At 44.2% G+C, this 13,358-nt stretch carries 11 protein-coding genes; 5 read left to right on the forward strand and 6 right to left on the reverse strand.

The window, feature by feature from the left end; all coding sequences use genetic code 11:
- The first annotated feature begins 299 nt into the window (after positions 1 to 299).
- The 4 genes from malE (L4D05_RS13100) to L4D05_RS13115 all read left to right on the forward strand — a co-directional run bounded on the left by malE (L4D05_RS13100) (position 300) and on the right by L4D05_RS13115 (position 5,420).
- Positions 300 to 1,481 (forward strand): maltose/maltodextrin ABC transporter substrate-binding protein MalE, encoded by a 1,182-nt coding sequence (gene malE, locus L4D05_RS13100; protein ID WP_428754893.1) that lies wholly within the window; start codon positions 300 to 302, stop codon positions 1,479 to 1,481.
- A 100-nt stretch (positions 1,482 to 1,581) separates the two neighbouring features.
- Positions 1,582 to 3,153 carry a maltose ABC transporter permease MalF gene (malF, locus tag L4D05_RS13105; protein ID WP_428794296.1) on the forward strand — a complete coding sequence of 524 codons (1,572 nt, stop codon included), beginning with the start codon at positions 1,582 to 1,584 and terminating at the stop codon, positions 3,151 to 3,153.
- An 11-nt stretch (positions 3,154 to 3,164) separates the two neighbouring features.
- Positions 3,165 to 4,055, forward strand: a complete 891-nt coding sequence (malG, locus tag L4D05_RS13110) for a maltose ABC transporter permease MalG (RefSeq protein WP_265674107.1) — start codon at positions 3,165 to 3,167, stop codon at positions 4,053 to 4,055.
- Between the two features lie 441 nt (positions 4,056 to 4,496).
- Complete coding sequence (locus L4D05_RS13115; protein WP_428754891.1) at positions 4,497 to 5,420, forward strand: cation efflux transmembrane domain-containing protein; 924 nt, start codon at positions 4,497 to 4,499, stop codon at positions 5,418 to 5,420.
- Here the strand turns inward: L4D05_RS13115 and L4D05_RS13120 are convergent.
- Both L4D05_RS13120 and L4D05_RS13125 read right to left on the reverse strand, forming a co-directional pair.
- Complete coding sequence (locus L4D05_RS13120; RefSeq protein ID WP_428754890.1) at positions 5,398 to 5,661, reverse strand: hypothetical protein; 264 nt, start codon at positions 5,659 to 5,661, stop codon at positions 5,398 to 5,400. The two genes, L4D05_RS13115 and L4D05_RS13120, sit on opposite strands and share 23 nt — an antisense overlap.
- An 88-nt stretch (positions 5,662 to 5,749) precedes the next feature.
- Positions 5,750 to 6,664, reverse strand: a complete 915-nt coding sequence (locus tag L4D05_RS13125) for a LysR family transcriptional regulator (protein ID WP_428794297.1) — start codon at positions 6,662 to 6,664, stop codon at positions 5,750 to 5,752.
- A gap of 132 nt (positions 6,665 to 6,796) precedes the next feature.
- Between L4D05_RS13125 and L4D05_RS13130 the strand changes: the two genes are divergently transcribed.
- The gene (locus L4D05_RS13130; protein ID WP_428794298.1) at positions 6,797 to 8,440 is read left to right on the forward strand and encodes a glycoside hydrolase family 13 protein; all 1,644 of its coding nucleotides are present in this window, start codon (positions 6,797 to 6,799) and stop codon (positions 8,438 to 8,440) included.
- 178 nt (positions 8,441 to 8,618) lie between these two features.
- Here L4D05_RS13130 and L4D05_RS24085 read toward each other — a convergent pair whose 3' ends face one another.
- The 4 genes from L4D05_RS24085 to L4D05_RS13145 form a co-directional block, all read right to left on the reverse strand.
- Positions 8,619 to 8,810, reverse strand: a complete 192-nt coding sequence (locus L4D05_RS24085; RefSeq protein WP_489686386.1) for a hypothetical protein — start codon at positions 8,808 to 8,810, stop codon at positions 8,619 to 8,621.
- 427 nt (positions 8,811 to 9,237) lie between these two features.
- The gene (gene malE / locus L4D05_RS13135; RefSeq protein WP_428794299.1) at positions 9,238 to 10,413 is read right to left on the reverse strand and encodes a maltose/maltodextrin ABC transporter substrate-binding protein MalE; all 1,176 of its coding nucleotides are present in this window, start codon (positions 10,411 to 10,413) and stop codon (positions 9,238 to 9,240) included.
- 209 nt (positions 10,414 to 10,622) lie between these two features.
- A complete protein-coding gene (locus L4D05_RS13140) occupies positions 10,623 to 12,401 on the reverse strand; it encodes an alpha-amylase family protein (protein ID WP_428794300.1) in 1,779 nt (592 codons plus the stop codon).
- Positions 12,402 to 12,677: 276 nt separating this feature from the next.
- A complete protein-coding gene (locus tag L4D05_RS13145; RefSeq protein ID WP_265674099.1) occupies positions 12,678 to 13,163 on the reverse strand; it encodes an acyl-CoA thioesterase in 486 nt (161 codons plus the stop codon).
- Positions 13,164 to 13,358 lie beyond the last annotated feature (195 nt).

Raw genomic sequence — 13,358 nt, forward strand, 5'->3', positions numbered from 1 at the left:
ATTATAGGGGGAGTAGTAGGGGAGTAGGGGGCTGGGGAGGAGATTCTCTTGATGAGATCTAGTTCAAAAAAATCGTCGTCACAATAGTGAAATGAGTCGCAAAAGGAGAATGTTTTGTGATGTTGATCTATAGTCGTGGCCGATAGAGATCACGGAAACCATTGCAACTAGATAGGGCGTAGTGATTAGGATGATGAGACCTTGCTGTATTTTTCGGATGATACTCGTCGAAATTAAGGAAATCCTCTGGACGACCCTCTGGATAACCCTGCTATCAAAACTATAAAAAGGATATACACATGAAAAAAGCCCTTAGTACTGTAGCACTAGGCACACTGGTTGCTCTTGGTTCTTTTGGTGCAAATGCTGCTATCGAAGAAGGACAACTCACTATTTGGATTAATGGTGATAAAGGCTATAACGGACTTGCAGAGGTAGGTAAAAAGTTCGAAGAAGATACGGGTATCAAAGTAACAGTTGCTCACCCAGACGGTCTAGAGAGTCGTTTCCCACAAGTTGCCGCGACTGGTGATGGTCCAGACATCATTTTTTGGGCTCACGACCGTTTCGGTGAATACGCGGATGCTGGTCTTCTAGCAGAAGTTAAACCTTCTAAAGAAACCAAAGAGGGTATCGTTGGTTTTGCATGGGATGCGGTTCAATATAACGGAAAAACGATTGGTTATCCTATTGCGATTGAATCTCTGTCTCTTATTTATAACAAAGACTTAGTGCCTAACCCTCCGAAAACATGGGAAGAAGTTGAAGCACTAAATACTAAGCTGGCTAAAGAAGGCAAGTCAGCGATCATGTGGAACCTTAAAGAACCCTACTTCACATGGCCACTAATGGCTGCAGATGGCGGCTATGCGTTTAAGTACACAGGTACTGGCTATGATGTTAAAGATGCAGGCATTGCACAAGACGGCGTCAAAGACGCGCTGACTTTTGTTAAATCATTGGTCGAAAAAGGTGTGATTTCTGCGGATATGGACTACTCAGTATCTGAGTCAGCATTTAACCAAGGTCAGACAGCAATGACGATCAATGGTCCTTGGTCTTGGGCTAACGTTGAAAAGTCAGGCATCAACTATGGTGTAGCAACACTGCCTAAATTTAACGGTCAAGCATCAAAACCTTTCGTAGGCGTATTGACAGCTGGTATTAGCACGGCGTCACCTAACCGCGACTTAGCGGTAGAGTTCCTAGAAAACTACTTACTAACTAACGATGGTCTACGTGAAGTGAACAACGACAAGCCACTAGGTGCGGTTGCTCTAACTTCTTTCCAAAAGGAACTTGATTCTGATGCGCGCATTGCGGCAACAATGGACAACGCAATGAACGGCGAAATCATGCCAAACGTGCCACAAATGAGTGCGTTTTGGGCATCGGCTAAAAACGCGATCGTTAATGTTGTCGATGGTCGTCAGACTGTCAATGAAGCGGTTGTAGACGCTGAAAAACAAATGACTAAGTAACTGAATTCACGGTTATATGGTTAATTAGTACTACCCTTTTAAGGAGGGGGCAACCTCTCCTTCATTTCTATTTTTTGATTTATCGCTAGCAGGTCCTTTTATGCAGTCAGTTCAAGGTACAGATGCCATGTCAGCGCCAGCCAATGATACGCCGAGCAGTAAAAAAGTATTCCTTAAATGGGGTGCACTGGGTTCGATCGGTATCCTTAATGGTTACGCCACTATTCTCATGTATTCGCGCGGAGAGCTTGCTTTTGCATTGCTTACTGTGATTCTCACCGCTCTGGCACTTTACATCTTTGGCAGTAAGAAAACATACGCACATCGTTATATCTATCCTGGTATAGCGGGCATGATTTTGTTCATTATTTTTCCTTTAGCGTATACCGTTGGACTCGCTTTCACGAACTACAGTGCCAAAAACCAACTTTCATTAGAACGAACACAAAGCGTATTAACGCAGCGCACCTTTCAAAGTGGTGATAGCTATTCTTTCGACCTGCATAAGACAGAGAACGGGCACATTATTTATGTCAAAGATGGCGAGCAGCTATTGGCTACGCCTGAATTTGATATGGCTAAGCCAGCCGCAGAGTACGACCTGACACTTTCCGAAGGAAAAACAGGTGATAAAGAGGCGATTAAAGCGATTATTCAGAGCCGAGGCATACTCAATACCTTAGATTTGAATATGCCAAGTGGCGAAGACATTCGTATGAGTGGATTACGTAAGTTTGCTTCTGTTCAGCCACTGTACTCTCATATCGAAGGTTCCACGGATCTTCTGAATAATAAAACCGGCGAAATTTTTAGAGCCAACATGGAAGTCGGCTTTTATCAACCTATCGATGCAAATGGTGAGTTTACTGGCAGCACAGTGTCGCCTGGTTTCGTGGTTGATATTGGTACCCATAACTTTGAACGGGTCTGGAAAGACGATGGCATCAAAGAGCCATTCATCAGCATCTTTATATGGACAGTCGTATTCTCGGTACTGACAGTGGTGCTGACACTGATCATTGGTCTTATTCTTGCGAGTGTTGTGCAGTGGGAAGAGCTAAAAGGCCGTGCAATCTATCGAGTCTTACTGATTTTACCTTACGCAGTACCAGCGTTTATCTCAATTCTGATTTTTAAGGGTTTGTTTAACCAAAGTTTTGGTGAGATTAACATGGTGCTTGAGTCTATATTCGGTATTAGCCCGAATTGGTTCTCAGACCCTATTTTAGCGAAATCCATGGTGCTGATAGTGAACACCTGGTTAGGCTTCCCTTACATGATGATTCTGTGTATGGGGCTGCTAAAGGCTATTCCAGAGGATCTTTATGAAGCGTCAGCCATTGATGGCGCGGGTTTCTTACATAACTTTACTCGTATTACCGTCCCCTTGATGATTAAGCCGCTTACGCCGCTACTGATTGCAAGTTTTGCTTTTAACTTCAATAACTTTGTAATGATTCAATTGTTAACACAAGGTGGCCCGAATATGATCGGAACCTCCGAGCCAGCAGGTTACACCGACCTATTAGTGAGCTATACCTACCGTATTGCGTTTGAAGGTTCAGGTGGTCAAGACTTTGGTCTGGCGAGTGCGATTGCAACACTGATTTTCCTACTGGTTGGCGGATTAGCACTACTCAACCTACGTTTCACTAAATTGTCTCAAGACTAAGGAATAGAACAATGGCAATGGTACAAGGTAAGTCTTTAAAATACCGTGTATGGGCAACGCATATTGCGCTTTGGGTATTCCTGTCCATGATTATCTTCCCTTTGTTGATGGTAATAGCAATTTCGTTCCGTGAAGGTAACTTTGCATCAGGTAGTTTGATTCCAGATAATCCGTCGCTTGAGCACTGGAAACTGGCGTTGGGTATTGCGGTTGAAAATGCCGATGGTTCGGTAACACCACCGCCATTCCCAGTGCTGTTGTGGCTTTGGAACTCAATCAAAGTCGCGGGTATCACCTCTATTTTGATTGTTGCTCTGTCGACAACATCGGCTTACGCATTTGCTCGTATGCGTTTTTCTGGCAAGAACACCATCTTGAAAGCGATGATGATCTTCCAAATGTTCCCTGCCGTGTTAGCACTGGTAGCGCTTTATGCTCTGTTTGATAAGTTGGGGCAGTATATTCCGTTCCTTGGCTTGAACACGCATGGTGGTTTAATCTTCTCTTACTTGGGCGGTATTGCATTGCATGTATGGACGATTAAAGGTTACTTCGAGACCATAGACAACTCACTAGAAGAAGCGGCTGCACTGGATGGTGCGACACCTTGGCAAGCGTTTAAGCTGGTACTATTGCCATTGTCTGTGCCAATTCTCGCGGTGGTGTTCATCCTGTCATTTATCGGGGTTGTCGGTGAAGTACCTGTAGCGTCATTACTACTTTCTGATGTAAACTCGTACACATTAGCGGTAGGTATGCAGCAGTACTTGTATCCTCAGAACTATCTGTGGGGCGACTTTGCAGCAGCAGCGGTATTGTCAGCATTACCTATCACAATCGTATTCTTGCTTGCACAGCGCTGGTTAGTAGGGGGACTTACTTCCGGTGGTGTTAAAGGATAATAACGATAAAGGGTGGTCGCAAGGCTGCCCCTTTCGCTCTGCTTAACGTCACATTGGTTTGGCCGCCGACTAGTTAAGCAAGCACACTGGTGTTACGCGTAGCTGGCTGTTACCAGGATTCCTTACTATCACTATTAACAGTTTTTGTAACCAACGCCTGAGCTTACTCAGGCGTTTTTCTATCTTACGATGACCTTGTCCTTTCCTGCTATTTACCTTGTATACACTTTCTTCCATCTAACGGTACCGACGACTTACGATGTTGTGAGCTATTGTTATTATTAATAATTGTTGTAGAGAAAAGCAGCAAACAGTTTGAGCTGTCATAGGAAGTTGTAATTTCATGTGTTATAAGTTTGGATAGTACTTATCCTTTGTTAATCCTATATAATCTAACAATATAAAGGATAAACAACGTTTATCTGTGAAAGGGAATACCAGATGATTAAAATTGATGAATCCAAAGCGTTAATCGGCTCGGCAATTGGTGCGGGTGTGCTGGCGCTTTGGGGAGGAGTAATGGCATTGGTCTCTGGATCGAGCGCTATTCTCTTAGATGCTTCTTTTAACTTACTGTCAGCGGTTGTTTCCTTTGCCTCTTTGCGTATCGCGCAACTCGCTCAGTCAGGCACTTCCCGACATTATCCAATTGGCTACTACGCGTTTGAGCCGCTCATTGTAGTGATAAAGGGAATTACGATTTTGATTTTGATTGCTTTCGCAGTGGGCAGCAATATCCCAGTGTTGCTTGCGGGTGGGCGAGAGCCAGCGATAACATTGATGGCGATTTATGTCTTTCCTGCTGTCGCGATTTGCGCCTTTATGTACTGGGTGTGTCACGTTGGATATAACCAGTCGAGATCGGACATACTGAAAGCGGAAAAGAACGCGTGGTTTATTAATGGGGTCATATCAGGGGCAATTGGCGTGGCACTAGTGCTGGTCTTGCTGCTTCAAGGAACGGCACTGGGCTTTATCGATCGTTATATTGATCAAATCTTGGTTGTGCTGTTCAGCTTGGCCTTTATTGGCGACCCTATTAAGCTGATTAAAAATGGTATGCGCGAGCTAACACTGGCTACGCCTCCAATAGAACATACTAAGCCTATTTATCGTGGTTTACGTGGCCTTGCGCAAGAATATGAAATTGAGCTAGTCGATATATTTATCGCCAAGCTTGGTCGAAAAACGTGGGTGAGTATTTATGTTGATCCGAAAAGAGAATCGATGACATTTAAGAGTTATGAGCGTTTTGTCGAAGATGTGAAGCAAAAAATTGATAAGCCTTATACGACAACGGATGTAGATGTGATCCTCAGGCGATCTCCGTCGTCGATAGAGGCTAAAGATTCAGTTCTCGGCTAGAAGGCGCACACCCAACGTATTGGAGCAAGACATATAGGCTTTCTTGCTCTAAGGCAACTTTTTGGAATAAATCGGCAAATACACCGTCGCCACCAAAACAGGTTTGAATATAGTGGTTGATTTCATCGCGACGGTAGCCTTCCACATACATTGTTCTTACCCATTGATATTCAACAGCTTTTAAGTCGTTGAGCGTGGTCTCACTTAGGGTAATTTCATTTAGGGTCAAGGCAGTCTCCATTGAATTAACACATTAAAACTATGGCGATTACATCAAACTTTAATGAAAGAAAAATGACAGATTAGTGACCTTACCAAGTTCTGACAATTTAGCGCAGGCTTTGAGCGTGTTGCCTTAAACTTGCACAAAAGCGTTCAATACTGGCTTTTGGTTCGCCCATCTTAGTATAAATCCCAATATTGCCCACCTTACTGCGGTCCGTGCTAATTTGCACTAAGCCTTGAGATGCCAGCCATTCATGAGCATGGTGGCTGTAGGGCATGACGGCCGGAGTTATTTTTAACATATCAATACTCGCAGCAACAGAGTCAACGTCATAGATAATGCGCTCCTCCAACGCTCTGTCATGAGGTAAGCCGTGAGCCAATATTGATTGGTGTCGGGGATGACTTGGCGTAACCCGAAGTAGGGGGTATTGGTGAATGTTATCGATTTTAGATTCACTATGTACTACGCCAGTTTGTACGATAGGGTGCTGAGCGCCCACATATATTGATTCATAATCTTGGAACAATGGTTCGAATGACACACGGCAATGTTCGGATAGTTCCAATACTTCATGACCTACGAATAAATCTATATCACCCTGAACAAGATGATTGAGCAGAGTCAGGTTGTTTCCAAATTCTAAATGGAAAGAGCTAGCGGGATTTTGCTGTTGATAGTCCATAACGGTTGGCTTAACGACATTTTCCCACCACACCTCACCGGTGCCAATTTTGATTTTGCCAAATTGGCGTTGTTGCATGTCGTTGAACTGATGTTTTAGCGCAAAGTACTGTTCTTGTTGCTCCTGAGCATAGGCTCGAAACTTGATACCATAAGCAGTTAGCTCAACACCTTTTGATAGCCGATTGAAAAGTGGCGCCCCTAATTCTGATTCTAATTTCTTTATTGCAGAGGTGAGAGAGGGCTGGCTTAGGTAGAGCTCATCGGAAGCTCGTTTGATGTTGCCATGCTTTGCCACTGCTAGAAAATACTTGATTGATTTGTTGAGCGCCATTGCGTCACCTATAAAGAAATACTTACTCGTGATATATGTAAAATCTATATGATTATACGTAGATTCTATTTTATTTCCCAGCGTTCTCTGATTACAGTAAAGGAAAATTTAGGTAATGATTAAGGGCTAGTAATGGAACAAAAGTGGTGGCATAACTCGGTGGTGTATCAAATTTACCCAAGAAGCTTTTGTGACTCCAATGGTGACGGTATTGGAGACTTGAATGGCATTCGGTCAAAACTGGATTACTTGGCAGAGTTAGGTATTGATGTTATTTGGCTTTCACCTGTTTATCAGTCTCCTATGGATGATAATGGTTACGATATTTCAGACTATCAAGCGATAGCGCCAGAGTTTGGCAGCATGGAAGATATGGAAGCGCTTTTGAGTGAGGCGAAATCACGTGGTATCAGAATCGTGATGGATCTCGTCGTTAATCATACTTCCGATGAACACGAGTGGTTTAAAAAAGCCTGTGAGTCGCAAGACTCTGCTTATCGTGATTACTACGTGTGGAGAGATGCAAAAGAAGATGGCAGCGCACCTAGTGACATGGGGTCGATTTTTGGTGGCAGTGCATGGCAATGGCATGAGGAAACACAACAGTATTATTTGCATATGTTCTCCCAGAAACAGCCCGATCTAAATTGGGAAAACCCGCAAGTTCATCAAGAAGTGCATAACATGATGAACTGGTGGATTGACAAAGGGATTGGCGGTTTTCGCCTCGATGTCATTGATTTAATAGGTAAGGAAATTGATAAAGGGATCACGGGCAATGGCCCAAGGTTACACCCACTTCTACACGCGATGAATCAAGCAACATTTGGCAGTCACGATTTGCTCACCGTGGGAGAAACTTGGGACGCCACACCAGAGATAGCCAAGCTTTATAGTGATCAACAACGTGAAGAACTTTCGATGGTGTTCCAATTTGAACATATCACGCTGACTTGGAATCAAGGTGATAAATGGTCGCCGTTACCTCTAGATCTTCCTGCATTCAAGCAAGTGCTCACCAAGTGGCAATTAGAGCTTGGGGATACGGGGTGGAACTCTCTTTTTTGGAACAATCATGATTTGCCGCGTGCCGTCTCGAAATACGGTCATGATGGTGAGTATCGAGTGAAATCGGCACAAATGCTTGCCACAGTTCTTCATTGCCTTAAAGGGACGCCTTATGTGTATCAGGGCGAAGAGATTGGCATGACGAACGTCAAGTTCGATCGCCTTGAGCAATATAAAGATATTGAGTCTTTGAACTTCTATAAAGTGAAAACTGATGCCGGAGTCTCTCATCAAGACATGATGACGGCGTTGGGCGAGAATAGCCGTGATAATGCGCGAACGCCAATGCAGTGGAACGCTAACCCGCAGGCGGGATTTACAACAGGTACACCATGGATTGAGGTTAACTCGAACTATCGTGACATCAATGTAGAGTCTGATCGAAGCAGTAAAGTGTCGATTTACCGACATTACCAGACGCTGATTAAGATGCGTCGCGACCACGAGGTGTTCGTGTATGGCGATTTTATCCCTTTGTTTGCCGATAATCAGTATGTGTTTGCTTACTTACGCCAGAATGATGACCAGACAGTACTGGTGGTAGCGAATTTCTCTGCCGAATCAGTGACGTTAGATTTGTCTTCTGAGCCAAAACTCCAAGGGTTGAATCCAGGAGTGCTACTTAGCCATAACCACGCGGTTTCCCTGAACATGTTGGGCACGATGACATTAAACGCTTACGACTGTTTTGCTATTACGTTGGATTAACGAACCACATTAGTCTCGACGCTATTAGCACCGATACTGCTAGCACCGACAGCACTCACTCCAATAATCTTAGCCACAAAACGAAAAGGAGCCATGTTAGACATGACTCCTTTTTTGTTGACGTCTTTAAGCCTGCTTAGGATAAGTGCTTGTTGACCTCTGAATGTAATTTTGTCCGCTAATATGGATAATCTTTATCAGTCTCGATTTCGGTTTCTGCTTCGAATTCATGAAGGTTAGGGGCGTATGAGCAATCACCTATTTGATGTCTTGGGCAAATTGCCTCGGCATCTCGCGTGATCATTGGTGTGCTACACATTGGGCAAGTACGATCCATATTGGGCCTCTCATATTCCATTAATCCATCCATTTAGGGCGTATTGTTCACAGAGTTCACGTCACCGCGAACGTTTGCTTTCATCCCGTTTTGAGATACCTCAGCACTGTTTGAACAACGCTTAAATTTATAGGAAAGATCAACGTAAAGATCAAACGGCAGATTGTAAGCAAGTACGACGATGTGATCAGTTGCGTATAAATACAATCTCGTATTAGCCCAACATCGCATTATTGTCATGGGTTGCCTCAAATGACATCTTATTGTCACTATCGCGATTTGTTAGCGACATAATCCATCGAATTATTGAGCAAGTAGGAAAGCTGAAGTTGTAATTAACTCGCTGACTATATTGAATTTATTTTTTTAAAGTGGCTTTATTGATGTGCTATGCGTTGAGTGACCAGCTGTCAATGAAAGACAGCTGGTCGCGGCTTAGTGAAGCCGTATATGGTCGGGGTTAACGGAGAATTTGTTTTTCAGCAGATGCTAGCGCTTCCTGAACGGTTTGTTTCTCGTTGAGCGCATTCTCAATGGCTGCGCCTTCAGAAATCCAATAAGTCATCATTTGTGGAATAGCGGGCATGATCTCACCATTTTCTGCATTGATCATTGTCGATTTAATTCGAGTATCGGCTTCGAGTTCGTTTTGGTAGGATTTCAACGTTACTGCACCCAGTGGTTTATCACGGTTAACGGTTTGCAGTGCCTCATTGGTAAACAGGTAGTTCTCAATGAACTCAACGGCAAGATCTTCATTGGGACTTGCTGAGCTAATCCCTGCACTAAGAATACCAACAAATGGGTTTGATTTTTGTTTATCCAGTGTTGGGAAAGGCGCAACACCATAATTAATCCCTGTCTTGTCTAGGTTACCCCAAGACCAAGGTCCGTTAATCGTCATGGCGACATCGCCTTTAGCGAAAGCCGTTTCTGCATTGGCGTAGTCCATTCCGGGATCAACGATGCCTTGTTTTTTCATATCCAGTAGAAATGCTAAATTGTGTTGAGCTTGCTTATTATTCACCCCTAGATCGGAAGCGTCGTGACCCGACGGTGTTTTTTTGAATGAGTAACTACCAGCTGAAACCAGCGGCCAAGTGAAGTAGGCATTTTTGACATCCCACATAATGGTTTGTTTACCCAACTTTTGCATATCGGCGTGGATCTTTGGTAGCTGCTCCCAAGCTGTCGGCGGCTCTGGTAGTAGGTCTTTATTATAAATGAGTGACACAGATTCAATGGCCATTGGATAACCAATGAGTTTACCTTCATAGGTAACTGCGTCCCAGCTGAAGGACACCAACTTGTCTTTGAAATCTTGGCTTGGTTTAATTTCTTTCAGCAGACCTGCTTCAGCATAGCCTCCAAAGCGGTCGTGTGCCCAGAAGATAATATCAGGGCCGTCACCCGTGGCAGCGACTTGCTGAAATCGCGATTCTAAAGATTCAGGAAACTGCACGCTGACTTTCACGCCCGTGTCTTCTTCAAATTGTCGTCCCACCTCAGCAAGGCCATTATAGCCTTTATCGCTGCCAATCCAGATGAGTAGTTCACCTTCAGAAATAGCGTAAGCCGGAGAAGCCAGTAACGTTGTTAGTGATAATGCGGTCAAGGATGTCTTTAGTGTTCTCATTATTTTTACCCTAATATTGACGGTTAAACTGATTGTAGAGAAGAGCACGTCAGGAAGAAAATAGAGAAAAACGATTATGTTATAGATTAAAGCTATTTCATGTTTGAGAGTGTGATACGAGTGCGAGATGAAATAAAGGGGGTCATGTGAGAGGGTTAAAAAGCGATAGAAGCAAGCTAATCTATCGCTTTGAGTTTGACTTATAGTGGCTATATTTTCAGTAGGTATGAAGAGAGTGGTTTCAGCGTGAGATTGATGGTCGCGCCTTGCTCTGTGACAACGAGTTCAACGTTAGGTGTGTCATTAAGTAAATCATTCAACGGGTAGTGACCCGCTTTTAGTGCCAGCTTACTAAAAGCCAGTTGGCTCAACTGGATGTATTGCGTGGTTTCATTGTCATGACTGAAATTCATTAGGCAAATAACCGTTTCACACTGATATTGACGTAAGTAGCCATAGAGTTGACCTGCCAGTTCTCCATGCCGTGCGTCGCGTTCAATTTCCAACGAGGTCGTACTTCCTTGAAACGCTTTATGTTGCAGTACTACCTGCATAAGACGCTGATAGTAAGTACGAAGTTGTCGTTCTTGCTCGGTTGATGCACCACCATCAAATGCGCCATTGTTCATCCAGCGTTGATGAGTAGGTACTCCGACATAATCGAAAATTGAGGTGCGTGAAGGCTGACCAAACCCAGCCTGTTCAGCTCCCGCTTCCCCTACCTCTTGACCGAAGTACAACATGGTTGGCGCATTGCTTATTGTCGCAGACAGGGTCATCGCGGGGATGGCGACAGTTGGGTCGCCAACAAATTCTGGAGAGGCAATGCGTTGCTCGTCATGGTTGTCAAGAAAGTGCAGCATATGGGATTGAATATCTTGCAGTTCACGTTGAATTCTTGTGATTTCTCTCGTGTGTCCTTTACCTTGCATGATGCTCTTGAGCGTATCGTAGAGATCAACTTTGTCATAAAGGGCATCCATTTTCCCCAGTTGAATATAGTCACGATAGAGGTGTGGTTGATAGACCTCGGCAATCAAAAACGCATCGGGATTTTTGGCTTTGATTGATGAATTCATATAGCTCCAAAACTCAATAGGCACCATTTCTGCCATATCGTAACGAAAGCCGTCAACCCTTTGCTCTAGCCAGTACAGCGCAATATCTCGAAACTTTACCCAAGAGTCTGGAATGGCTTTATCGCTCCAGAAAGCAAGGTGATCGCTAGCGCTTTTATTTCGGTAAGAGTCGGGCAGCGTAGCGAAGTCTTTTGTTCCATCTGGTCGTATGCCGTAATTGATTTTAACCGTTTCGTACCAATCATCGGCATTGGGCTTAGCCAGGCGAGATCCATTGCCTGTCCATTTGGCCGGGTACTCGATAAATGGTCTCGATAAAGTAGGATGATCTTCGCCACCGAGCGGGCGCATAATCTCTGGGAGATCAGGCAGCTCAAAGGCTTGATTGGGCAGATAGTAGAAATTGTTATCACGTTGATATTCTAGGCTGTCATTATCGTTGTGACCAAAGTCGGTAACGCCTGGAGGGTTATTCATTCCTTGGTATTGTCGAGCCACATGATTGGGGACGATATCGATGATGACTTTGAGGCCCGCTTTATGTGTGCGCTGGATCAGCGCTTGGAATTCTTGATTTCGCTGTGCGGGGTTGTCGGCGAGGTCGGGGTTTACGGAATAGTAATCTTTAACCGCATAAGGGGATCCTGCACGACCTTTCACCACGGATGGATGATCGGGACTAATTCCATAGTCACTATAATCATTGATGACAGCGTGGTGGGGGATACCGGTATACCAGACATGAGTCATGCCGAGATTTCGGATGGAGGCAAGGGCAACGTCGGTGATATCGCTGAATTTACCGACTCCGTTCTCTTCAATACGGCCCCACGGTTGATTTGTGGTGTTCGTGTTACCAAATAATCGCGTGAATATTTGGTAAAGGTGGATCTTATTATGGTGATGCATAGGGCATAGTTCCTTTAACCGTTGTCTGAATGCGATGTTGTTGATGCTTCTAAACTAGGGATGGTTAATACTGCTGTAATAAGCATTGATATAGCTAAAACCTATAAGTTAAAGGAAAGTGTAGCTGAGTATTCGGTGGGGAAAATCATCCTTTTTTGGATAAGTAAGGGCGTAGACGGTCTCTATTTCGCTGTTTACGGAAGGTCGTGTTGCAGCTTCAATTTGTAGGAGAGCTGAAGCTGCATAAAGAGGATGAAACGCCGCTAATGCGGTAGGCTATTTTAAGTATTTAACGTGCGCTTCCATCTCGTCACCAATTTGTTTACGCATGTTCATCAGTTTAATCGCGGAATCTCTTAGCTCAATGTCTTCTTGTGTTTCTGGGATCCACTCTCGAACCGCGGTCGGTTTGCCGAGCTCATCTACGGCGACCATGATAACGATACAATGTGTCGTTAGACGGTTGTTTAGCTCTTTTGGATCGCTGGCTTGTACATCGATCGCAATATGCATGGATGATGTGCCGGTATAGATAACCCGCGCCGTGACTTCGACAAGGTTACCGACGTGAATTGGCGCGACAAAGCGAATTCCGCCAGCATATGCGGTAATACAATATTTGCCACTCCACGCTGCCGAGCAGGCATAAGCAGCCAAATCAATCCACTTCATTACGGCGCCGCCGTGTACTTTTCCGCCAAAGTTGACGTCTCCGGGCTCAGCAAGAAAGCGCAGAGTAATCTCTCGTTTGCCACTACTCATTATAAAATCCTTGTTATCATTGGGCAAAAATTGAGTATGACAAAAATGTTAACAACAAGCTATCGAGATATGACTCGAATATTTAATGAGTGCGCATTGCATCTTTTCTGAGTTGGAATCGTAAATGAGTGAGAGCTAAGTCCGTGGCTGGGTGTTAGCGATAGAAAGGTAGATACATAAAAGCCAACATGGAGA

This window comes from Vibrio nomapromontoriensis (genome assembly GCF_050337205.1).
GTDB lineage: Bacteria > Pseudomonadota > Gammaproteobacteria > Enterobacterales > Vibrionaceae > Vibrio > Vibrio nomapromontoriensis.